We start from the raw sequence: 21,817 nt of genomic DNA, 5'->3' as shown, positions 1-21,817 counted from the left end.
CGCAGACCAACGGACATGGCGGCCGCGTGTTCTCCTCGCCGCTGGCGCGTCGTCTCGCCAAGGATGCCGGCATCGACGTGGCGATGGTGACGGGCACCGGCCCGCACGGTCGCGTGGTCGCGCGCGATGTCGAGCAGGCCAAGTCCGGCAAGGGCCTCAAGGCGCCCGCCGCGGCGCCGTCAGGTGCGCCGGCGATCGCGCCGACCATGTCGGACAAGCAGATCCTGTCGCTGTTCGAGCCGGGCTCCTACGACATCGTCCCGCATGACGGCATGCGCCGCACCATCGCGCAGCGCCTGACCGCGTCGATCCAGAACGTTCCGCACTTCTATCTCACCATCGATTGCGACATCGGCAAGCTGCTCGCCGCGCGCGAGGAGATCAACGCCGCCGCGCCGAAGGACAAGGAGAAGAAGCCGCTCTACAAGATCTCGGTCAACGACTTCGTCATCAAGGCGATGGCGGTCGCGCTGCAGAAGATCCCGAACTGCAACGTCAGCTGGACCGAAAGCGGCATGGTCAAGCACCACCATTCCGACGTCGGCGTTGCGGTGGCGATGCCGGGCGGCCTGATCACCCCGATCATCCGCAAGGCCGAGACCAAGACGCTCTCGACCATCTCCAACGAGATGAAGGATTTTGCCGCGCGCGCCCGCTCGCGCAAGCTGAAGCCCGAGGAGTACCAGGGCGGCACCACGGCGGTGTCCAACCTCGGCATGTACGGCATCAGCCACTTCACCGCCGTGATCAACCCGCCGCACGCGACCATCCTCGCGGTCGGCACCAGCGAGGAGCGTCCCGTCGTGCGTGGCGGCAAGATCGAGATCGCGCACATGATGAGCGTGACCTTGTCGTGCGATCACCGCGCCATCGATGGCGCGCTCGGCGCCGAGCTGATCGGCGCCTTCAAGCAGCTGATCGAAAACCCCGTCATGATGATGGTCTGAGATGGCGCATGACGTCGCGCTGGCCCTGGATCTCGATGCTGGTCTCGCTGATCCTCATACTCAGCCCGCAGGGCCGCGAGATCATTGAAGCCGCCTTCTTTGCCGGCGAGGCGCTGTCGCGCAACATCTGGGCGCCCATCGCGCTCACCATCTTCGCCATCATGGCGGCGGTCATTCTCATCGAGTGGCTGATCAGGACCTACATCTTAAAACGCCGCGCTCGCGGCGCAACGATCGCTTGAGTTGAATGGGAGCCGCCATGGCCGATACATCCTTCGACGTCATCATCATCGGCTCCGGTCCCGGCGGCTATGTCACCGCGATCCGCGCCGCCCAGCTCGGCTTCAAGGTCGCGATCGTCGAAAAATCCTATCTCGGCGGCATCTGCCTGAACTGGGGCTGCATCCCGACCAAGGCACTGCTGCGCTCGGCCGAGATCTACCACTACATGCAGCACGCCAAGGATTATGGCCTGTCGGCGGAGAAGGTCTCGTTCGATCCGAAGGCCGTGGTGCAGCGCTCGCGCGGCGTCTCCAAGCGGCTGAACGACGGCGTCGGCTTCCTGATGAAGAAGAACAAGGTCAGCGTGATCTGGGGCGCGGCCTCGATCGACGCGCCCGGCAAAGTTACCGTCAAGACGTCCGACGTCGAGGGCCCGAAGGGCGCGCTGGGCGAGGGGACCTACCAGGCCAAGCACATCATCGTTGCGACCGGCGCGCGGCCGCGCGTGCTGCCCGGGCTCGAGCCCGACAAGAAGCTGATCTGGACCTACTTTGAAGCAATGGTGCCGGAGCGGATGCCGAAATCGTTGCTGGTGGTCGGCTCCGGCGCGATCGGCATCGAGTTCGCCTCGTTCTTCCACACCATGGGCTCCGACGTGACCGTGGTCGAGGTGCTGCCGCAGATCCTCCCCGTCGAGGATGCCGAGATCGCGGGTCTCGCCCGCAAGCGCCTGGAGAAGCAGGGCATCAAGATCATGTCCTCGACCAAGGTGACCAAGCTCGAGAAAAAGGCCGACAGCGTCGTTGCCACCATTGACGACGGCAAGGGCAAGCCCGTCACCACCGAGTTCGAGCGCGTGATCTCAGCGGTCGGCGTCGTCGGCAACATCGAGAACCTCGGTCTGGAAAAGCTGGGTGTCAAAACCGACCGCGGCTGCATCGTCATCGACGGCTACGGCAAGACCAACGTTCCCGGCATCTACGCCATCGGCGACGTCGCGGGCCCCCCGATGCTCGCCCACAAGGCCGAGCATGAGGGCGTGATCTGCGTCGAGGCGATCAAGGGCCTGCATCCGCATCCCATGGACAAGAACATGATCCCGGGCTGCACCTATTGCCATCCCCAGGTCGCCTCCGTCGGCCTGACGGAAGCAAAGGCCAAGGAGAGCGGTCGCGAGATCCGCGTCGGCCGCTTCCCCTTCGTCGGCAACGGCAAGGCCATCGCGCTCGGCGAGGACCAGGGCCTCGTCAAGGTGATCTTCGACAAGAAGACCGGCCAGCTGCTCGGCGCCCACATGGTCGGTGCGGAAGTGACCGAGCTGATCCAGGGCTATGTCGTCGCCATGAACCTGGAGACGACCGAAGAAGAGCTGATGCACACGGTGTTCCCGCATCCGACCCTCTCGGAGATGATGAAGGAAGCCGTGCTGGATGCGTATGGACGGGTGCTGAATATCTGACGGTTGGCATCGCCGCACACCGCCGTCATTGCGAGCGAAGCGAAGCAATCCAGACTGCCTCTGCGGAAAGACTCTGGATTGCTTCGCTTCGCTCGCAATGACGAGCAGAGAGAGCTGTTTGCAAAATAAGAAGGAAATCATCCCATGCACGACAACGACAACCTCACCATCGAACGCCCGACCTTCGTCACCCATCTCGAATGCGCGATGGAAGGCGACCATTACGCGGCCGACCAGGTCCACAACCTCTCCAAGGCCGGCAAGCCGCTTCTTGTCCGCTATGACCTCGCCGGTGTGAAGAAGGCGCTGACCAAGGACGCGCTCGCTCAGCGGCCCGGCGACATGTGGCGCTACCGCGAGCTGCTGCCGGTGCGTAAATGCAAGGACATCGTCTCGCTCGGCGAAGTCACGACGCCGCTGATCCGGCTGCCGAAGCTCGGCAAGAAGCTCGGCGGCGGCGAGATCATCGTCAAGGACGAGGGACGCCTGCCGACCGGCTCGTTCAAGGCGCGCGGCCTGGTGATGGCGGTGTCGATGGGCAAGGCGCTCGGCATCAAGCACATGGCGATGCCGACCAACGGCAATGCCGGCGCGGCGCTGGCCGCCTACGCCACGTCTTGCGGCATCAAGACCACGATCTTCTGCCCGGCCGACACGCCCGAGGTGAATGTCAGCGAGATCGAGCTGCAGGGCGCGACCGTCTACCGCGTCAACGGCTATATCGACGATTGCGGCAAGATCGTCGGCGAGGGCAAGGCGAAGGTCGGCTGGTTCGACACCTCGACCCTGAAGGAGCCGTACCGCATCGAGGGCAAGAAGACGATGGGTCTCGAGCTCGCCGAGCAGCTCGGCTGGGACGTGCCCGACGTGATCTTCTATCCGACCGGCGGCGGCACCGGCCTGATCGGCATGTGGAAGGCGTTCGACGAGCTGGAGAAGATCGGCTTCATCGGCTCGAAGCGCCCGCGCATGGTCGCGGTGCAGGCCTCCGGCTGCGCGCCGATGGTGCGCGCTTACGAGGCCGGCACCGAGCATGCGACGCGCTGGGAGGACGCCCACACCATTGCGTCGGGTATCCGCGTGCCGCAGGCGATCGGCGATTTCCTGATCCTGCGCGCCGTGCGCGAGAGCAAGGGCTTTGCCATTGCGGTCGACGACGACAAGATCTCCGCCGCGCTGAACGAGGTCGCGCGCGAGGAGGGGCTCTTGCTGTGCCCCGAAGGCGCTGCGACCTACGCCGCCTACAAGGAGAGCCTCGCCGACGGCCGCGTCAGCAAGAGCGATCGCGTGATGCTGTTCAACTGCGCGACCGGCCTGAAATACCCGCTGCCGCCGGTCACCCGCACGCTCGATCGCCACAAGCCGATCGATTACGCGCAGTTCTGACCAAGTCCAGCAGCCGGGGCGCGATCATCGCGCTCCGCCGCGTCATTTCGTCTCTTCACGACCGGTCCCTCTTCCCGTACGCGGGAGGGCATAAAAACAACAACGACATCGCTGGGGAGAACACAATGAAGAAGGCCGTCTGGGCCGGGCTGATCGGTATTCTCGCTTCTGTCGCCGCAGCGCGCGCCGACGACTATCCTTCGCGCCCCATCACCATCATCGTGCCGTTCGCGGCCGGCGGCCCGTCCGATGCGATGGCACGCGTGCTTGCCGAGCGGATGCGGGTCTCCCTGGGCCAGCCACTGGTGATCGAGAACGTCACCGGCGCGGGCGGCTCGCTCGGCGTCGGCCGCGCCGTGCAATCGGCGCCCGATGGCTACACCATCTCCTTCGGCCATCTCGGCACGCACGTCGCCAACGGCGCCGTCTACAAGCTCAGCTACGATCTCGTCGCCGATCTCGAACCCGTGGTGCTGCTGCCGAGCAACCCGATGATCGTGGTCAGCAAGAACGCGGTGCCCGCGACCTCGCTGAAAGACCTTCTCGAATGGCTGAAGTCGCGGCCGTCGCCGCCGACCGCAGGTACGGCCGGTGCAGGCTCCGGCAGCCACATCGCCGGTGTCTATTTCGAGAGTGTGTCCGGCATCAAGCTGCAATACGTTCCGTATCGCGGCACGGCGCCTGCGCTGAACGACCTGATCGCCGGCCAGATCGATGTCATCGTCGACCAGACCTCCAACTCCATCAACCAGGTCCGCGCCGGCACCATCCGCGCCTACGCCGTCGCGGACAACAAGCGCCTGTCCTCCGCGCCCGATATTCCGACCGCGGAGGAGGCGGGCCTGAAAGGCTTCAGCATGACGCTGTGGTCGGGCATGTGGGTGCCGAAGGGCACTCCGAAGGAGATCGTGGCAAAACTCAATGCTGCGGCCGTGGAGGCACTCAACGATCCCGCCGTAAGGAAGCAGCTCGAAAGTCAGGGCCTCGAGATGACGCCGCAGGATCAGCTCACCCCGGAGGCGCTCGGCACCCGCCAAAAGGCCGAGATCGCCAAGTGGTGGCCGATCATCAAGGCGGCGAACATCAGGGTGGAGTGAGCGCCTCGCCGTGGCCGCGGCACGCCATGTCCTGCCGTAGGGGCCCCCGGCGACGCGGCGCCGCCGCGTCACATCGTGCCGTCACCGGCGCCCGATAGTGCCGTGTCCAGGCACTCGATCAGGGCTCGCGTTGAAAACGGCTTGGCGAGAAAGCCGATGGCGCCGGCCTTCAGTGCGCGGTCGCGCACGGCCTCGTCCGGAAAAGCCGTCATGAAGATGAAAGGCGTGATACGCCCGAGGCCCCGCAGATGCATCAACAGCTCGACGCCGCTCATGGCCGCCATCTGCACGTCCGCGATCACGCAGGAGGTCGTCTCCAGTTCGGCGGATTGGAGAAATTCGTGAGCGGAGCCAAAGGTGTAGACCGTGTATCCGCGCGACGTCAGGAGGTTGTTCGTCGCAAGCCGAACGGAGGCATCATCATCAATGACGGAAATGATCGAAGGCACTGACAAGATGATCGCTCCTGAACGGGGAGCCGCCGGCCGCGGTTCAACCGCCCGGGGGAAAGTGGGCCACCAGAGCGAGCTTGGAAAGCATACTTAGGTTTGCAGGTGACCCCTGTTGCGCGGGATTCCCAGCGCGTCCGTCATTCTGACGAGGTCGGCTAGCGACTTCGCCCCCATTTTCCGCATGATCTGCCCGCGATAGATCTTCACGGTGATTTCGGCCAATCCGAGTTCGGCGGCGACCTGCTTGTTCATCAGCCCGGATGCAACCAGGGCGAGGACGTCGCGCTCGCGTGCCGTCAGCCCCTCGAAACGGGATCGCACACCCGAGATCGACTTCTCGGCATCGCGCCGCTTGCGATCTCGCTCGATCGCCGCTTGTACCGCATCCAGCATGTCCTGGTCGCGCACCGGCTTGGTCAGGAAATCGACGGCACCGCTTTTCATGGCTCTCACGGTCATGGGGATATCGCCGTGACCGGTGATGAAGATGATCGGCGTGTGAATATTGGCCTTGGCGAGGTCGGCCTGGAGGTCGAGGCCGCTCGAGCCCGGCAGGCGGATGTCGAGCACGAGGCAACTTGGGACCGCAGGCGGTTTGGCTTCCATGATCTCGGCCGCCGAACTGAAGGCTTGGACCTTGAGACCGACCGATTGAAAGAGATTGGTGAGCGCACGACGCATCGAGGGATCATCATCAACGATCAGAACGATCGGTTCGCCGGCGCTCGCCTGGGCCTGCTTCTCATGGTCGGTCACGACGTGTCCTTGTGTGGCAAGGGCAGGGCGATCTGCAATGTTGCACCGCGCCCCTCGTTTTGAAAGGCCGAAAGCCGGCCCGCGTGAGCCTCGATAATCGATCGGCAGATCGAGAGTCCCATTCCCAGACCGCCCGATTTCGTCGTGAAGAACGGGGTGAAGATGCGCTCCTTGACGTCTTTGCAGAGGCCGACACCACGGTCGGTCACGGTGAGGAGCAGGCGGTCGTCGTCGCTGGCCCGGCACGAGCGGATCGCCAGTTCGCGCGGGCGGTCGACATTGCCCTGCATGGCTTCGATGCCGTTCATCACCAGGTTGATCAGCACCTGCTGGAGCTGGATACGGTCACCGCAGATCGGCGGCAGGTCGGATGCCAACTCCATTCGCACCGAGACCGCATGGGTCGCAAGCTCGCGCCGGACGAGCGCCACGGCCTCCCGAACGACCTGGTTGATGTCGAGCGGGACGACTTCGATCTCGGTCTTCTTTGCAAGCGCCCTGATCCGGCGGATCACCTCGCTTGCCCGATGGGCGTCCTCGACAATCCATTCGGCGGAACGGCGCGCGGCACTCAGATCCGCCGGCTCGCGGGCGAGCCAGGCGATGCAGGCGTCCGCGTTGGAGATCACCGCGGCGAGAGGCTGGGTGATTTCGTGGGCAATCGACGTGGTCAGCTCGCCGAGCGTCGTGATGCGCGTGACATGGGCCAGTTCGCTTTGCGCCTTGCGTAGCGCCTCCTCCGCCTGCTCGACGCGGATCGCGGCCGTGATGTCGCTGCTGACGCCGCGATAGCCGAGAAAATTGCCCTGCGCATCATGAAACGGCTTGCCGCTGGTGCGGACGTAGATTGGAGATCCGTTACGATCCCTGCTGCGGTAGATCAGATCGCGGAACGGGACGTGGGCATCGAGCGCCGCGCGATGCTGCTCCCATTTCTCCGGCTCGAGCTCGGCATCGGGTGGAATGTCCCAACGGGTCAGACCGATCAGACCCGTCGGCGGTGCGGTGGAGGTGTCGGCATGCTCCGATATCCGCGTGATGCGGTGATCCGGCCCGGTCTCCCAGAACCAGTCTGACGCGGTTTCGGCATAATCGCGGAAACGCTGCTCCGATGCCTTGAGTTCGTCGAACGCCTTATGCAGCGCGTCTTTGGCCGCGAACTGCTCGGTGACGTCCACATGCGTGCCGATGATTTCAATCACCTCACCATCATGCCCGATCACGGGATGTCCCTCGCTATGGACGCGTCTGATCGACCCGTCGGGGCGCGCAATCCGGAAGTCGATCTGGAAGGGCTGCTTCTGTCGAACCGCTTCGCGTTCCACCGCGATAATTCGCTGAAAGTCCTCCGGCACGATACGTTGCTGAAATGCCCGGGCCGGCAGATCGATCTGGTCCGGCTCAAATCCGAACAGGCGGTAGAGCTCAGCCGATCGGTGGGCGAACTCCTGGCGACGAACGTCCCAGGACCAGCTGCTGGTATGGCTGAGGCGCTGGGCTTCGGTCAAATAGGCTTCGCTGCGAAGCAGCCTCTGCTCCGCTTCCTTGGCAACCGTGACATCGGTCACCGCCCCGACGAACTCGATGCGCCCGGACGGGTGGCGAACCGCGCGCGCCACCGAATGGAGATATTTGACCGATCCGTCGGGCATCAGCAGGCGGTATTGGTGGTCGAAATCCTCCGCCAGGCGGTAGGCCCGATCGAGGGTGCGGCGGACCGTATCGCGATCTTCCGGATGGATGCGCTGAAACACGAAGCTCAGGGTCGGCTTGGTCGCCGGATCGCACTGGAAGATGCGAAAGGTCTCCCTCGACCACACCGCTTCGCCGGTCGCGAGGTTCAAGCCGAAGCTGCCGGTGTGGCTCAATTCCTGCGCCTGGGCGAGATAGGCCTCGCTCTGCCGCAGCGCATCCTCCGTCTCCTTGCGCTCGGTGATGTTTTCGCAGGCGACCAGCAGGATCGGCGTGCCGTCGCCGCGCAGCATCGCCTTGGCGTTTTCACGGACCCAGAGCACCGACCCGTCCTTCCGGAACTTGCGGATCTCCCAGGTATGCGACTGGTCCACGGTCGTCAGGCACAAGGCGATGCATTGACGGACCAGGTCGTGGTCTTCCTCGAAGAAGACGTTCAGCACGGATCGCCCGATCAACTCGTCGGTCGTGTAGCCCAGTTGTGCGGCGCCGAACGTATTGACGTTGAGCACCGTTCCGGCCGGATCGACCATGAAGTACATGACCGGATTGTGCTCGAACACCTCGTGCCATTGCTTCATGGCATCACGCAGATCGGTGCTCCGCCGCGCGGCGTCCGCGACCGCGTGCCCGTTCTTCATGCCGTTGCCGAATGATCGAACCGCCGCAAGGCGGCCGAGCAGGAACTGCGCGGCCGAATTCCCGAGTTTCGTGATCTGGCCAGGCATCATCGCAAGCGGTCCGGCTCGCTGGCGTCACGGCGAGTAGAGCACTTTGCAATAGCAGGGGCAATTCCCTCCGACCAAAGTCGAACTCTCGGCAGAATTCCCGATTGCCGTGCAGCTTGCGCGCGTTGCGCCGTCTCGTTGCGGGTGAATCTCCGGAAAACTACGGCACAAACCTACGTATAGCTCGCACAATCCTAGTTCTAGCGGGCATTTACCTCCGTACAATTGAGCGGTGCGTTGCATGGAGCCTAGTCTCGCGATCAATCGGGGGGAGACGATTGCGGAGCACAAACTGCCGAAAAGCCCGGCGTGTTGCCTCCAATGAGCCAGGCTCTGCATCCGCCGCCCTGACTTGCCGGCCGAATTAGCCGGTCACGATCGAGAAGCCGCATTTTCCGTGACGACCGTGGCGACCCCTTGCATTTGCGCACGAGGAAGCCGGGCCCCTGGAGGTCAAGAGGAGAGGATGATGTGCGATAGGTCCGAGTACTCCGAGCGCCGCCCCGAGTCCAAAAGCTGTGCCGTTTGCGCCGGCAAGTTTGGTCTGATCCGATACTACTCCTGGCAAGCGCCGCTCTGCTCGCGGAAATGTCTCGACCGGTTCAGGGCGCGACGCGAACGCGACCGCCTCTGGCTGTTCCGATGTCAGGCGGCATGAAGATCGGCTGCCGCATCTAGCCCGTCAGGCCATTTCTTCGTCCGGAGGCTGTGAGTTGAACCTTAGCTGCAAGCTCCTGCTCGCGATCGCGCTCCCGCTTCCGCTGCTGACGGGCGTGAAGGCGGAGGACGTCGCACGGGATGGCTCGCATCGTCACCATCCGCCTCAGGATCAACAGCTGCACGAGAAGTTCTATTCAAACTGGCGCATGCCGGACAACCCGGTTCTGAGCTGCTGTAACAATGCGGATTGCTACCCGACCGAGATACGCTACGACGAGGGCAGGATCTACGCGCGGCGCCGGGAAGACGGGAAATACATCCTGATCCCGTCCCAGAAAGTCGAGCGCCACAGGGACAATCCCGACGGTCGCAACCATATCTGCGCGCCGCCGCCGTCCGCTTCCCTGGTCGACACGGTCTACTGCTTCGCGCTGGGAGGTGCCACGTGAGGTTCATCCTGGTGAACGGCAGAACCCCGTTCCGCAAGACGTCGTGCCTGTGGTGCTGCGAGGAGATCGAGGGTGGCTATCTGCGCGACGCCAGGACGCTGCTGCCCTATTGCGGCTACGAATGTTACGCGATTCACCAGGACGCGGCGCGGTTGATCGGGGAGCGTACGCGCGCCGCGTCCTGAGCAGGGAAGGCGGCGACACGCATCGGTGGATAAGCCATCGGCAGGGAGAGGGCACGGCGTTGAGATTCATGCTCGTCAATCAGGAACGTCCCAGCCACGACGCGGCCTGCAGCACATGCGCCCGGCCGCTCGGTTCGAGCTATGTCCGGCATGTGTCGAAGCAGGAACGCTATTGCGACTATGATTGCTACCGCCACCAGACGGCACCGGACATGCTGTGGCCCTACCGCAGCTCGCTCGAGGTGCTCGCGGTGCTGACGGCCATCGCGAGCTGGAGCTGGATGGTTCAGATGAGCGCGTTGTCGCGCTCACTGGGCGAGGCATATCTGCGCGGATGCGACCTTCTGACCCTGGAAGGAGGTGACCGCTAGCTGCACGACGCAGGCCGCGCAGAATCGTCGGCCGCAGTCACCGTGTCCAAGCCTCGTGCCGCGTCCAGCCCCGGCGGTCGCGAGGCTATGGCGTCGGGGCTGCGGCCGATACCGTCGGCGCCGCGCTCGCGTCTTTCGTCACCACGCGCTGGTCGCTCTTGTCGGCGACCGCGCCGCTGCCCTCGAACCGGGCGCGGTACACCAGCACGTTCTCCATCACGCGCTGAACGTAGTTGCGCGTCTCCGACAGCGGGATGCGCTCGACCCAATCGACCGGATCGACATTGGGGTCGCGCGGATCGCCGCGCGCCTGCACCCATTCGCGCACCCGGCCGCGTCCGGCATTGTAGCCGGCGAAGGTCATGATCTGGTTGCCGCGATATTCCGAGAGCAGCGCGCTGAGCTCGGCCGCGCCCATCTGCGTGTTGTAAACGGGGTCCGACACCATCCTGTCCCAGTCATAGGTCAGGCCGAACCGTTTTGCGGTGTCGCGGCCGGCTTCCGGCGTCACCTGCATCAGCCCGACGGCATTGGCGGGCGACTTGTCGCGCTGGTCGAACGAGCTCTCGGTACGCGCCACGGAATAGATCACGCTGCTCTCGATCGGGGGGGCGAGCTGCTTGTGCTCGGGGATGCCGATGGTCGGGAAGGCGTAATGGTCGAGCGCGAACCCGCGCGCCAGCGCCGACTTGCCGACCTCCAGCATCACACGCGCATCGTTGCGCTGCCCGGCGAGCGCGCCGAGCGCTTCGAGCGCTGCGACGTCGGTGCTCTCCTTGGCAAAATCCTCGGCGTAATAGAACACCATGTCGCGCTCGCCGATGCCGTACAGCATGTCCGCGGCGCGCACGCGCTCGTCGGCAGGAGGTGTGTCGGTCGAGGCCAGCACGGGCGAGGGCGCACGCAGCTCGATGCGGTCGAGCCCGAGCTTGGCGCGGGCGAGCTGACCGTAATAGGCGGTCGAGTAGCGCGCCGCAGCCTTGTAGCTCATGCGGGCGTCGGCCGCGGCTCCCATGGCCTCCGCCGCGCGCCCGCGCCAGTAATGACCGCGCGACAGCGCGATGGGGTTGGCCGAGCCTTCGTCGATCGCGGCGAAATGCACCATCGCCGTCCTGGGATCGTCGAGATAGCGCAGCGCGATCCAGCCGCACATGAAGTGATAGTCGACGCGGTAGACCTCCATCGCCGGCACGGCCGCGGTGCGCACCACGTCGTAGGCGGTCTTGAACTTGCCCTGGTCGAGCAGCCTCCGCGCCAGCAGGCGGCGCTCGCGCCACCAGGCATCGGTGTCCTGCGCCGCCATCGTGTCGGGCGCGGCGGCGAGGATCACCTCGGCTGCGTCGTCGATGCGGTCTTTCTGGAGATGCCATTGCGCGCGGCACAGCACATAGCCAAGATCGCGGCGCGCCTCGGCTGCGACATCGTCGAGATAGTCCTTGGCCTTGTTCGCCTTGCCGGTGACCGCGGCGCAGGCCTTGACGATCGCGAGCGCATCCTCGCCGAGCCGTTTGGCCGCGCGCCGTGCGCCGGCGTAGTCCTTGGCACCGAGCCGCTTGTCCATGCGCGCGCGATGGTCGTCGGCGTTCAGCAGATCGCGGAACGCCTCGTAGGAATCTTCCTCACTGCGCTCGGACAATTCGTCCGTGCGCCAGGCCTCGCGCACCAGACGCGCGGCCCGGTCGGTCTCGCCCTCGGTGAGCAGCACGCGGGCGAGCGCGAACTTGCCCTTGGCGCTGGTCGGGCGATCCATCGTGAATTTGTGCACGGTGGCGGCGTCGGTCTTCTCCTGCCAAAGCCGGGCCTCGGCGCGGCGGCGCAGGAGCGCGCTGCTCGGCCAGTCGGGATTGGCGGCGAGGAATCCGGCGTAACGTTTGAAATTCGCGGTGCTCTCGGAATGGCGCAGCATGAACCAGTCGGCGAGCTTCTGTCCGGCGGGGTCGGCGATACGGTCGCGCGCCGCGCTCGCATCATCGGTCTTGCCCTTGCGCGCAAGGTCGATCGCGTCCTTCAGCGCGGCGAGGTCACCGGTCAGCGGCGGGGCCGCCGGCTTGTCCGCGGGCTCCTCGTCCTGCTTCTTCGATTTGCGCTTGGCCTCGGCATGCTTGCCGTGACGGGATTTCGCCGCGGCATGGCGCGGCTTGCCGGCTTTCGCCTCGTGCGTCTTCTTCGACGCAGACGATTTATGACTGCTCTTCGCTGCCAGCTCCGACGGAAGGAGAGCCAGAGCGGCCACGGCAACGACACACGCGAGCGAGCGTAGGCACTGGTTCATTCGATGGTCCCCCTGCGAAACCACTACAAACCAAGGTCCGCGATCGTATGCGGCTTGAGAATCAAAGACACCAAACGATGCCACGGCATCGTTTCGCATTTGTCACGCTGTCGCAACATTGCGGCAAAATACGGATGAGGCAAGGGAACTTCCGCAAAGGAGAAAAGGACAGGCGCTTTAACCTTTGTTAACGATTTGGGCTCGCGCGACGGTTGTGTGCGGTGTGCAGCGTCGTCGCAGCCAGATTGAGCGTGTTCCGGCTGCGAAATCCGGTGTATGAGTTCCCCGGTCCGTCCTTTCAGCCTTTGCCCCGCACCTATGCCGATTTTCAACCAGTCGATCCGGCGCAAGATCGTCGGCATCGCCCTCGGATTGATCGTCCTGATGCTGGTCACCTCGATCCTGTCGATGGTGATGTCGAGCCAGGTCGGCGTCCTCCTGGACGAGCTGACCAATCGCTACATCCCGGCCTATGGCGATCTGGCGCGTGCCAATATCCGCTCGCTGGAGCGAGCGGTGGCGCTGCGGCGCATGGTGATGATGAAAATGCAGTCGCCGACCGACGAGGAAGCCTATGCGGCGAGGCTGCGCGAGTTCGAGGAGGCCGACCGCAAGATCGAGGAAGAGGCCGAGCGTGCGCGCCGGCTGATCAACGCGATCATCGACGATCCCAGGACGCCGTCCGACAACGCGGCGCTGGCGCGGATCGAGATCCGCATCGACACCGCCGTCAGCGAGCTGCGCCGCGATCAGAACGAGGACCACGCCAGGCTGCTCAAGCAGATCGACGCCAAGCAGATGATCGACGCCCGCAACACGCTCGAGCACATCGACCTGTTGCGCGACCAGTTCAACCAGAAGATCGACGCCATCCGCGCCGACATGCTCAAGCAGGTGTTCGTCTCGACGTCGCAGGTGATCAGCCATCAGCAAAAGGCGATCATCGTATCCGGCATCGTGACCTTGCTCGCAGCGGTGGTCGGCTTTGTCTTCGCACTGCTGGTCTCGAGCGGCATCACGCGTCCGGTACGGCTCCTGCTTGCCGGCACCCGCGAGGTCGAGGCGGGGCGGTTCGACAAGCCGATTACGGTCTCCACGCAGGACGAGATCGGCGAGCTCGCCGCCGCCTTCAACCGCATGATCGAGCAGCTCAGGCACAACGAGCGCATCCGCGAGACCTTCGGCCGCTACATCGACCCCAAGGTGGTGCAGGGCCTGATCGATCGGCCGGAGGTGGCCATCGACGGCCAGAGGCGGGTGATGACCATCATGTTCTGCGACATGAGCGGCTTCACCTCGATGAGCGAGGGCATGACCCCGCGCGGCCTCGTCAAGGTGATGAACCACTATTTCACGGTCATGTCCGCGCCCGTCAGGAGCAATCGCGGCGTGATCGACAAATATATCGGCGACGCCATCATGGCCTATTGGGGCCCGCCCTTCATCGAGGGGGACGAACCGGCGCTGCTTGCCGGCCTTGCCGCCATCGAGATGGCCGAGCAGGTGCCCGCGTTGCAGAAGCAGCTCCCGGATCTGCTCGGCATCCGCGCCATGCCCGTGCCGTGCGACTTGCGGATCGGCATTGCCACCGGCGAGGTCCTGACCGGCAGCATCGGTTCGGAGCTGATGATGAGTTTTACGGTGATGGGCGATGCCGTGAACCTCGCCTCGCGGCTCGAGGCCGTCAACAAGGTCTACGGCACCCGCATCCTGATTGCGCAGGCGACGGCGGATGCGATCGGCGAGCGGCTCGAGCTGCGCGAGATCGACCGGCTCGCGGTCGCCGGCCAGAGCGCCCCGCAGGCAATCTTCGAGGTGTTGGGCAGGGCAGGCGCGCTGACGGAGGCGCAAGCGAGCCTGCGAAAGCATTATGCCGACGGCCTCGCCGCCTATCGCGCCTGCCGCTTCGCCGAGGCCGGTGCCGCCTTCAACGCCGCGCTCGAAGCTGTGCCTGGCGATGGTCCTTCGCGCGCGCTGCTCGGTCGCATCGCGCAGTTCGAGGCCAATCCGCCGGAGGCGGGCTGGGACGGCGCCTGGCGGCTGGAGCAGAAATGAGTCGCGGCAACGTCGCCGCGCCGCCTGCGCCGACGAAAATTGATGCTATCCCATAACGATGTTCGCCGTGACCTATTTCCGGGGCTTAGGCTCATTGGTCCTTTGTGGCGTTTGATGGGGACACGCCGATGACAGAACTTGAGGACAGGCTGGAACGGTTCGAGACGCTCACGGCCGAATGCGAGCTGATCGCCAAGCTCGCCACCGACAGCACCAAGCGCACATTCTATCTGAAACTGTCAGAACAGTACCGCCAACTCGCGGTGGACATGCGGCAGGCGATCGCGACCAAAACTGCGGCCTGACGCCGGCTGCAATCCGTTTTTTAATCTTTGGCGCGTATCCTTTGGGGATGCGAGCGTCGGGCTTCCACGGTTGCTCGCAGTGGGAATGCCGGGGCCCGCTGCGATGCAGCGTGCCTCGCTGACGTCGATTTGCCGCTCTCTACAGGGCAATCCCATGCGCCTTCTTGCAGTCCTTGTTCTCGCGCTCGTGACGGCGGCCTGCAACCAGGAGCAGGACATCACCGGCTCGACTCCGGTCTGCGCGATGCGGAACTACAGCTCGTATAATCCCCGCGACATGAATCAGTGCGTCGCCGCCTGCAAGTCATGCGACCACGGCAACACGGTCACCTGCACCACCTCCTGCACGCTCAAGGGCGCCCACTAAGGCCTTCCGTCAGATTGGGAACGGCGGGTTCAGCGGCGGCAGCAGTCCGGCGGTGCCATGGCACCGGAACGATTCACATGGGTTAATCATTGAAGGAGCGGGCAGGACGCGGAGTCCGATGGAATGGGCATGCTCGATCCCGGTCGATTTCTGGTGTCGTGCTCGCATTGCGAGGCTTGGCCGATGGCGGCCAATGTGAAGCGCGCGAACTGGTCGGCGTCTCCCCACGAGGTCCGCTTCGTGTGCCCGCGCTGCCGCCGCGAGGAGACCGCGATCGTTTCCGCCTCCGGCGAATTGACCCCCATCCGGCGCATCGACGTTCCGCCGCGCGACGTTGCTGTCGCCTGGGCTCTGGCGCAGCGCCCGAGGGGCCGGACGTAGACGGCCGGAACATCCCTTCTTTCCATTTTGGAACCCCGCCGATCGCCGCGGCGTTTTCTGCCACCGACATCAACGCGATCGAGGCCGTGCCGATGATCAGCGAGCATTTCGACACCCGTACCCGGATCAACATGAAGCTGGCATTGGACCGGGTCTGCCGCAATCGCCCCGACGGCGAGGACCATGGCTTTCGCAGATCGGTGGCCGAAAACATCATCCGCTGTGCGCTTGCGGGCCGGACCGGCATCGGCCAGCTGGTCGACGCCGGCGAGCGGGCGATGATCAGGACGCCAACAGAGAAAGAGCCCGCCTAGGCGCTCGGTCCTTTTCTCGCGTGCATGTCATGTCGACCCCCTCGGCACGTGTGCTAGGATCGCCAACGGAGGTCCCATGATGCCTGCCGAGATGCTTTCGCCCGACATTGACCGTTTCCGTCTGCACCCGGTTGCGCCGCGCCTTGCGCCGATGTTCTGCCTGGCGCTGCTGACGGCGTCATGCGCACTCGCAAGTTTTGCGCTGGCCTGTGCGACACCATTCGCAGCTTTTGCCGTCGTCGCGGCCGCGATGCTGCCGCCGCGTCCGGCGCTGCTCGTCGTCGCCGGCGCGTGGCTCGTGAACCAGAGCATCGGCTTCGGTGTGCTGCATTATCCCGTCAATGGCAGCACGCTCGCCTGGGGTTTTATCATCGGCGCCGCTGCGCTGGTTGCGACCGCCGTCTCGTCTGTGGTGTTTCGTGCGCTGCCGCAGGCGCGCGCGCCGCTGATGCTGGCAATCACGCTCGTCGTCGCCTACGCGGCCTATGAGCTCGTACTGCTCGCCGCGACGCCCTTCCTCGGCGGAGAGGGCGCCTTCACCGCCGCCATCATGACGCGGCTTGGGCTCCTCAGCGCCGTCTGGCTCGCCGGCCTCGTCGCTGCCTGCGAGATCGTCCGCCTGCTGGATCCGTTCGGGCGCAAGGGAGCAATGTCGGCCTGAGCGGCCACGCGTTCCACTTTCCTGTAGCCCGGGTGAGCGCAGCGATACCCGGGACCGCTGTAGCTGGTGGCAAGACCCCGGATATCGCTGTGCACATCCGGGCTACGGGGCCGGGCTGTGTCGCCCGGCTGTCAACCCGTATCGCCAAAAATATTCCGCTTTACCGAAATTCGGATTTGTCGTATGTGATGCCCATCCCGGCTCATCCTTGAGGGGCGATCATGTGGTCGTCATGTTTGCGAGCCGGGGCTTGCGGTGGACGCGGCAGCGTCGGGCACGAGAGGTGCGGGCAGGGCGGGTAGTCCCTGTGAGCTCGAAACCGCGTGCGGACGAACGGCGCTGCTAGGCTTCGTCTCGTTTGCAAGTTTCCGGCTCTGTCGACGGGGTTGGGAATACTGCGGCGAAATGGCGGGCCGTGCGTACGGCAAAACCGTGTGGTCCTGGCCGTCGTTGCTACGGTCAAGCTCTTGCGGAGGCGGCAGTTGCGTCAACCGGCGCGCTGCTGGTGCATTCCGCGGGCGTGAGGGAGGCCAGAGGGAATTCGGCTCCCGGGAGAGCACGGCATAAGCCGTCCGACCATCGCGCAGGGAAGGCCGAGTGATCGGCACCACCTGTATGCTGCTGTGCGGTTCCTTTGCGCTACATCTTCGCGCAGCGGACCGCGGGTGCGAGGTCGGCACCCGGTCTTCCCTGCGCCCTCTTGGCTTCGAGGGTGGAGTGATCAAGCAAAGCTCGGGCGAAATGAGCCGCGAGGATGTGGAGGTGTGTCTGTGGCCACACACGCCGTCATTGCGAGCGCAGCGAAGCAATCCAGAATGCCTCCGCGGAAAGACCCTGGATTGCTTCGCTGCGCTCGCAATGACGAGGAGGAGAGAGCGCGCGTCACACCCCGGTGCCCCGGACGCAGCGCAGCGCTAGCGGTGCGCTGCAGAGCCGGGGGGCCCATGCCTCCACACCGTGCCGTGTCGCCTTCTGCCTCCCGGGCTCTGCGCCGCAATACTTCAAGCGTTGCGGCTTGTCCGGGACACGAGCAATGCATTTCGCTCCGCGAAGGGCGCCAGCGACTCACTTCGTGGGTGTGCCCGTCGACCGTCGCGGGCCGGATGCGATGTGAATATACAAAGCCTGAAGTTGCCGATCGTCATACTCGCGACGGTATCCAAGTAGCCATGTCCGTGTCTTCCCGGTAACGATTGTGCTGCCCGCGCAACACTCATTCCGGATTTAACCCTCATCACCGGCCGTTCGCATCACCGCCGCTTTTTGGCCACACCCGAACATGAATAAAATCGTTCTAAGTTTTAGGGGCAGCGGCGATCCATCAGGCGGCGACGGGAAATCCCAAGGTCGATTCAAATCTTGGCTCTGATTTTTCGGGTCTGAAAGGGTTGACCGGGGAAACTGGTTGCGATGAACGCGAAGACTAACATCAAGCAGAGGCTGCCGAGCCGTCACGTGACGGAAGGCCCTGCGCGCGCGCCGCATCGCTCCTATTTCTACGCCATGGGTCTGACCACCGAGCAGATCCACCAGCCCTTCGTCGGCGTTGCCTCCTGCTGGAATGAAGCCGCGCCCTGCAACATCGCCCTGATGCGCCAGGCGCAGGCGGTGAAGAAGGGCGTCGCGTCAGCCGGCGGCACGCCGCGCGAGTTCTGCACCATCACCGTCACCGACGGCATCGCCATGGGCCATGACGGCATGCGCTCCTCGCTGCCGTCGCGCGAATGCATCGCCGATTCCGTCGAGCTGACCGTGCGCGGCCACGCCTACGATGCGCTAGTCGGCCTTGCCGGCTGCGACAAGTCGCTGCCGGGCATGATGATGGCGATGGTGCGCCTCAACGTCCCCTCGATCTTCATCTACGGCGGCTCGATCCTGCCCGGCAATTTTCGCGGGCAGCAGGTCACGGTGCAGGACATGTTCGAGGCCGTGGGCAAGCATTCGGTCGGCGCCATGTCGGACGAGGATCTCGACGAGATCGAGCGCGTGGCGTGCCCCTCGGCGGGTGCCTGCGGCGCGCAGTTCACCGCCAACACCATGGCGACCGTCTCCGAAGCGATCGGCCTTGCGCTGCCTTACTCGGCCGGTGCACCGGCACCCTACGAGATCCGCGACGCCTTCTGCATGACTGCCGGCGAGAAGGTCATGGACCTGATCGCTGAGAACATCCGGCCGCGCGACATCGTCACCCGTAAGGCATTGGAAAACGCGGCGGCTGTCGTCGCAGCCTCTGGCGGTTCGACCAATGCTGCGCTGCACCTGCCGGCGATCGCCCATGAGGCGGGCATTAAGTTTGACTTATTCGACGTCGCCGAAATCTTCAAAAAGACACCTTATGTCGCGGATTTGAAGCCGGGCGGCCGTTATGTCGCCAAAGACATGTTTGAAGTAGGTGGCATACCGCTTCTGATGAAGACGCTGCTCGACAACGGATTTCTCCACGGCGACTGCATTACGGTCACCGGTCGAACGATCGCCGAAAACCTCAAAAGCGTGAAGTGGAATCCGCACCAGGACGTGGTGCACCCGGCAGACAAACCCATCACCGTCACCGGCGGTGTGGTCGGTCTGAAGGGCAATTTGGCGCCAGAAGGTGCGATCGTGAAAGTCGCGGGAATGTCCAACCTCAAGTTTACCGGTCCGGCCAGGTGCTTCGACCGGGAGGAGGACGCGTTCGAGGCTGTTCAGAACCGCACCTACAAGGAAGGCGAAGTCATCGTCATCCGCTATGAGGGCCCCAAGGGCGGCCCCGGCATGCGGGAAATGCTCCAGACCACCGCGGCACTGACCGGGCAGGGCATGGGCGGCAAGATCGCGCTCATCACCGATGGCCGTTTCTCCGGCGCCACCCGCGGCTTCTGCATCGGCCATGTCGGGCCTGAGGCCGCCGTCGGCGGTCCGATCGGGCTGCTCGAGGATGGCGACATCATCGAGATCGACGCGGACGTCGGCACTCTTAACGTAAAATTGAGCGACCAGGAGCTCGCCCAGCGCAAAACCAAATGGAGCGCTCGCGCGACTAACCACACGTCGGGTGCGCTCTGGAAATATGCTCAGCAGGTTGGACCAGCGGTCGGGGGGGCAGTGACCCATCCGGGCGGCGCGCACGAGAAGCAGTGCTATGCGGACATCTAGGCGTGCCATAGTTGCGTTTGTGTTGGGGGCCAGTGCGCTGGTCGCGCCGGCGCTCGCCTTTGACGGCGCGCCGGTCAACCAGAAGGACACGACCATCCCGGTCGTGACCACGTTGCCGGGCGCCTCGGGCGCGGTGCGCAGCAAGGTGCCGCCTGCGACGCAGGAAACCTCGCTCAGCGCCCTGCAATATGCCGCCGAGGGCGGTCACCCCATTGCGCAGTGGAAGCTCGGCCGCATGTACGCCAATGGCGACGGCGTCGCCCAGGACGACATGCGCGCCTTCGAATATTTCAGCCGGATCGCCAACGCGCATGCCGAGGACAGCCCCTCGGCGCCGCAGGCGCAGGTCGTGGCCAACGCCTTCGTCGCGCTCGGCCGCTACTATCTGAGCGGCATCCCGAACTCCAAGATCAAGGCCGACCCTGATAGGGCGCGGGAGATGTTCTCCTATGCCGCCTCCTATTTCGGCAATGCGGACGCCCAGTACGATCTGGCCCGGCTGTACCTGAAGACGCCGGACGCCTCGCGCGAGGATTTCCGCTACGGCGCCCGCTGGCTCGGCCTTGCGGCGCAGAAGGGCCAGCACGAGGCGCAGGCGCTGCTCGGCCAGATGCTGTTCAATGGCGACCGCCTGCCGCGGCAGGCTGCGCGCGGCCTGATGTGGCTGACGCTGGCGCGCGACAGCGCAGGTAGCGACGAGACCTGGATCAAGGAAAGCTACAACCGCGCCTTCGCCAAGGCCTCCGACGACGACCGCGCCATGTGCCTGCAAATGCTGGAACAATGGGTGCAGGGCCGGCGCGAGTAATCGCTACACGCCGTCATTCCGGGGCGATGCGAAGCATCGAACCCGGAATCTTGAGGTTCCGGGTTCGGCTCTTCGGGCCGCCCCGGAATGACGACGCTGCCGCCTACGCCGCCTCGAGATCCAGATCCGCCCAAACCGGCACGTGGTCCGAGGGCTTCTCCCAGCCGCGCACATAGCTGTCGATCCCGACATTGGCGAGCTTGTCGCTGGCCTGCGGCGACAGCAGCAGATGATCGATGCGCAGGCCCTGGTTCTTCTGCCAGGCGCCGGCCTGGTAGTCCCAGAAGGTGTAGAGCCCCGGCTCGTCGGTCACCGCCCGCAAGGCGTCGGTCAGGCCGAGGCCGAGCAGGGACTGAAAGCTCTCCCGCGTCTCGGTCTTGAACAGGGCATCCTTGGTCCAGGCGGCCGGATTGGAGACGTCGCGGGCATGCGGGATGACGTTGAAGTCGCCAGCGAGGATCAGCGGCTCCTCGGTCTTGAGGCGCTCCTTCGAATACTCAAGAAGCCGGGACATCCATTTGAGCTTGTAGGGGTATTTGTCGGTCCCGACCGGGTTGCCATTGGGCAGATAGAGGCAGGCGATCCGCATCACGCCGGACTTGAGCGTCACCACGCCCTCGAGGAAGCGGGCGTGGGTGTCCGCGTCGTCGCCGGCGAGCCCCGACTTGGTCTCGTCGAACCGCAGCTTCGAGAGCAGGGCGACGCCGTTGAACGTCTTCTGCCCATGGGTGACGACGTTGTAGCCCAGCGCCTCGACCTCCAGCCGCGGGAAGGCCTCGTCGACGCATTTGATCTCCTGGAGGCAGACGATGTCCGGCTGGCACTCCTTCAGCCAGGTCAGGAGGAGATCGATCCGTTGCCGGACCGAGTTCACGTTCCAGGTGGCTACTCTGATGGGCATCGGGGGAGGGCTCCAGGCGGGGCCTTGGTTAGAACAAAATGCAAACGCGCCCGTCAAGGACGCCGCAAAATCTCCCACAAAATTAACCCGGCTTAAGCCGGCCGCAGGCCATTGATACGGAAAAGGTTCCGCTGGAATGGGATGGCCGGACAAGACTACACAACACATTGAGCCGCGCGACGGCCTCGTCGGCGCGTTCCTGTATTGGCTCGGC

Annotated in this window: 20 protein-coding genes; 15 read left to right on the top strand and 5 right to left on the bottom strand. The window is 64.6% G+C overall.

Annotation, left to right across the window (positions count from 1 at the left end; genetic code table 11):
- The 5 genes from A5906_RS22580 to A5906_RS22560 all read left to right on the top strand — a co-directional run.
- Nucleotides 1-947: 2-oxo acid dehydrogenase subunit E2 (locus A5906_RS22580; RefSeq protein ID WP_245326854.1), on the top strand; the 947-nt coding region annotated here is incomplete at its 5' end.
- Nucleotides 948-982: 35 nt separating this feature from the next.
- Nucleotides 983-1,189: a hypothetical protein gene (locus A5906_RS22575; RefSeq protein WP_245326853.1), complete on the top strand. Its 207-nt coding sequence runs from the start codon at nucleotides 983-985 to the stop codon at nucleotides 1,187-1,189.
- 17 nt (nucleotides 1,190-1,206) lie between these two features.
- Nucleotides 1,207-2,628: a dihydrolipoyl dehydrogenase gene (gene lpdA, locus A5906_RS22570; protein ID WP_080137506.1), complete on the top strand. Its 1,422-nt coding sequence runs from the start codon at nucleotides 1,207-1,209 to the stop codon at nucleotides 2,626-2,628.
- A 144-nt stretch (nucleotides 2,629-2,772) separates the two neighbouring features.
- Entirely contained in the window at nucleotides 2,773-4,014 is a 1,242-nt protein-coding gene (locus A5906_RS22565; protein ID WP_080137505.1) for a threonine synthase, read from the top strand.
- A gap of 125 nt (nucleotides 4,015-4,139) precedes the next feature.
- Nucleotides 4,140-5,111, top strand: a complete 972-nt coding sequence (locus A5906_RS22560; RefSeq protein ID WP_080137504.1) for a tripartite tricarboxylate transporter substrate binding protein BugD — start codon at nucleotides 4,140-4,142, stop codon at nucleotides 5,109-5,111.
- A gap of 68 nt (nucleotides 5,112-5,179) precedes the next feature.
- On the opposite strand, the gene A5906_RS22555 is transcribed toward A5906_RS22560, so the two are convergent.
- The 3 genes from A5906_RS22555 to A5906_RS22545 form a co-directional block, all read right to left on the bottom strand.
- On the bottom strand, nucleotides 5,180-5,566 hold the full coding sequence (locus tag A5906_RS22555; RefSeq protein WP_080137503.1) for a response regulator transcription factor: 387 nt from the start codon (nucleotides 5,564-5,566) through the stop codon (nucleotides 5,180-5,182).
- A gap of 87 nt (nucleotides 5,567-5,653) precedes the next feature.
- The gene (locus A5906_RS22550) at nucleotides 5,654-6,319 is read right to left on the bottom strand and encodes a response regulator transcription factor (RefSeq protein ID WP_080137502.1); all 666 of its coding nucleotides are present in this window, start codon (nucleotides 6,317-6,319) and stop codon (nucleotides 5,654-5,656) included.
- Nucleotides 6,316-8,742 carry a PAS domain S-box protein gene (locus A5906_RS22545; protein ID WP_080137501.1) on the bottom strand — a complete coding sequence of 809 codons (2,427 nt, stop codon included), beginning with the start codon at nucleotides 8,740-8,742 and terminating at the stop codon, nucleotides 6,316-6,318. The genes A5906_RS22550 and A5906_RS22545 overlap by 4 nt, the downstream gene beginning before the upstream one ends.
- 710 nt (nucleotides 8,743-9,452) lie before the next feature.
- Here A5906_RS22545 and A5906_RS22535 point away from each other — a divergent pair.
- The 3 genes from A5906_RS22535 (at nucleotide 9,453) to A5906_RS22525 (ending at nucleotide 10,404) form a co-directional block, all read left to right on the top strand.
- A complete protein-coding gene (locus A5906_RS22535) occupies nucleotides 9,453-9,848 on the top strand; it encodes a hypothetical protein (protein WP_080137500.1) in 396 nt (131 codons plus the stop codon).
- Nucleotides 9,845-10,033, top strand: a complete 189-nt coding sequence (locus A5906_RS22530; RefSeq protein ID WP_080137499.1) for a hypothetical protein — start codon at nucleotides 9,845-9,847, stop codon at nucleotides 10,031-10,033. The genes A5906_RS22535 and A5906_RS22530 overlap by 4 nt, the downstream gene beginning before the upstream one ends.
- A gap of 68 nt (nucleotides 10,034-10,101) precedes the next feature.
- Nucleotides 10,102-10,404, top strand: a complete 303-nt coding sequence (locus tag A5906_RS22525) for a hypothetical protein (RefSeq protein ID WP_245326852.1) — start codon at nucleotides 10,102-10,104, stop codon at nucleotides 10,402-10,404.
- Nucleotides 10,405-10,489: 85 nt separating this feature from the next.
- Here A5906_RS22525 and A5906_RS22520 read toward each other — a convergent pair whose 3' ends face one another.
- A complete protein-coding gene (locus A5906_RS22520; RefSeq protein WP_080137498.1) occupies nucleotides 10,490-12,676 on the bottom strand; it encodes a lytic transglycosylase domain-containing protein in 2,187 nt (728 codons plus the stop codon).
- 318 nt (nucleotides 12,677-12,994) lie between these two features.
- On the opposite strand from A5906_RS22520, the gene A5906_RS22515 reads away from it, so the two are divergent.
- The 7 genes from A5906_RS22515 (at nucleotide 12,995) to A5906_RS22480 (ending at nucleotide 20,702) form a co-directional block, all read left to right on the top strand.
- Complete coding sequence (locus tag A5906_RS22515; RefSeq protein ID WP_080137497.1) at nucleotides 12,995-14,731, top strand: adenylate/guanylate cyclase domain-containing protein; 1,737 nt, start codon at nucleotides 12,995-12,997, stop codon at nucleotides 14,729-14,731.
- Between the two features lie 128 nt (nucleotides 14,732-14,859).
- Nucleotides 14,860-15,036, top strand: a complete 177-nt coding sequence (locus A5906_RS43105; protein WP_167523499.1) for a hypothetical protein — start codon at nucleotides 14,860-14,862, stop codon at nucleotides 15,034-15,036.
- A 154-nt stretch (nucleotides 15,037-15,190) separates the two neighbouring features.
- Nucleotides 15,191-15,403: a hypothetical protein gene (locus A5906_RS22510; protein WP_080137496.1), complete on the top strand. Its 213-nt coding sequence runs from the start codon at nucleotides 15,191-15,193 to the stop codon at nucleotides 15,401-15,403.
- Nucleotides 15,404-15,645: 242 nt separating this feature from the next.
- The gene (locus A5906_RS46410) at nucleotides 15,646-16,098 is read left to right on the top strand and encodes a hypothetical protein (protein WP_430642410.1); all 453 of its coding nucleotides are present in this window, start codon (nucleotides 15,646-15,648) and stop codon (nucleotides 16,096-16,098) included.
- Nucleotides 16,099-16,174: 76 nt separating this feature from the next.
- Nucleotides 16,175-16,759 (top strand): hypothetical protein, encoded by a 585-nt coding sequence (locus tag A5906_RS22495; RefSeq protein ID WP_430642409.1) that lies wholly within the window; start codon nucleotides 16,175-16,177, stop codon nucleotides 16,757-16,759.
- A 1,410-nt stretch (nucleotides 16,760-18,169) separates the two neighbouring features.
- Nucleotides 18,170-19,894: a dihydroxy-acid dehydratase gene (ilvD, locus tag A5906_RS22485; protein WP_080137493.1), complete on the top strand. Its 1,725-nt coding sequence runs from the start codon at nucleotides 18,170-18,172 to the stop codon at nucleotides 19,892-19,894.
- A complete protein-coding gene (locus tag A5906_RS22480; protein WP_080137492.1) occupies nucleotides 19,881-20,702 on the top strand; it encodes a tetratricopeptide repeat protein in 822 nt (273 codons plus the stop codon). Before ilvD ends, A5906_RS22480 begins: the two co-directional genes overlap by 14 nt.
- 103 nt (nucleotides 20,703-20,805) lie before the next feature.
- Here the strand turns inward: A5906_RS22480 and xth are convergent, their stop codons facing one another.
- Nucleotides 20,806-21,603 carry an exodeoxyribonuclease III gene (gene xth, locus A5906_RS22470; RefSeq protein WP_080137490.1) on the bottom strand — a complete coding sequence of 266 codons (798 nt, stop codon included), beginning with the start codon at nucleotides 21,601-21,603 and terminating at the stop codon, nucleotides 20,806-20,808.
- Nucleotides 21,604-21,817: the final 214 nt, after the last annotated feature.

The sequence above is a fragment of the Bradyrhizobium sacchari genome (assembly GCF_002068095.1).
Taxonomy (GTDB): domain Bacteria; phylum Pseudomonadota; class Alphaproteobacteria; order Rhizobiales; family Xanthobacteraceae; genus Bradyrhizobium; species Bradyrhizobium sacchari.
Note: the sequence above shows the minus strand (reverse complement) of the source record. Positions and strands in the feature narration are given on the sequence as shown.

Coding starts and splice junctions, on each gene's coding strand:
- A5906_RS22480 (WP_080137492.1), top strand. CDS start 19,881: ATGCGGACATCTAGGCGTGCCATAGTTGCGTTTGTGTTGGGGGCCAGT.
- A5906_RS22520 (WP_080137498.1), bottom strand. CDS start 12,676: ATGAACCAGTGCCTACGCTCGCTCGCGTGTGTCGTTGCCGTGGCCGCT.
- A5906_RS22565 (WP_080137505.1), top strand. CDS start 2,773: ATGCACGACAACGACAACCTCACCATCGAACGCCCGACCTTCGTCACC.
- A5906_RS22495 (WP_430642409.1), top strand. CDS start 16,175: ATGATGCCTGCCGAGATGCTTTCGCCCGACATTGACCGTTTCCGTCTG.
- A5906_RS22545 (WP_080137501.1), bottom strand. CDS start 8,742: ATGATGCCTGGCCAGATCACGAAACTCGGGAATTCGGCCGCGCAGTTC.
- A5906_RS43105 (WP_167523499.1), top strand. CDS start 14,860: ATGACAGAACTTGAGGACAGGCTGGAACGGTTCGAGACGCTCACGGCC.
- A5906_RS22560 (WP_080137504.1), top strand. CDS start 4,140: ATGAAGAAGGCCGTCTGGGCCGGGCTGATCGGTATTCTCGCTTCTGTC.
- A5906_RS22510 (WP_080137496.1), top strand. CDS start 15,191: ATGCGCCTTCTTGCAGTCCTTGTTCTCGCGCTCGTGACGGCGGCCTGC.
- ilvD (WP_080137493.1), top strand. CDS start 18,170: ATGAACGCGAAGACTAACATCAAGCAGAGGCTGCCGAGCCGTCACGTG.
- xth (WP_080137490.1), bottom strand. CDS start 21,603: ATGCCCATCAGAGTAGCCACCTGGAACGTGAACTCGGTCCGGCAACGG.
- A5906_RS22515 (WP_080137497.1), top strand. CDS start 12,995: ATGCCGATTTTCAACCAGTCGATCCGGCGCAAGATCGTCGGCATCGCC.
- A5906_RS22525 (WP_245326852.1), top strand. CDS start 10,102: ATGCTCGTCAATCAGGAACGTCCCAGCCACGACGCGGCCTGCAGCACA.
- A5906_RS22575 (WP_245326853.1), top strand. CDS start 983: ATGCTGGTCTCGCTGATCCTCATACTCAGCCCGCAGGGCCGCGAGATC.
- lpdA (WP_080137506.1), top strand. CDS start 1,207: ATGGCCGATACATCCTTCGACGTCATCATCATCGGCTCCGGTCCCGGC.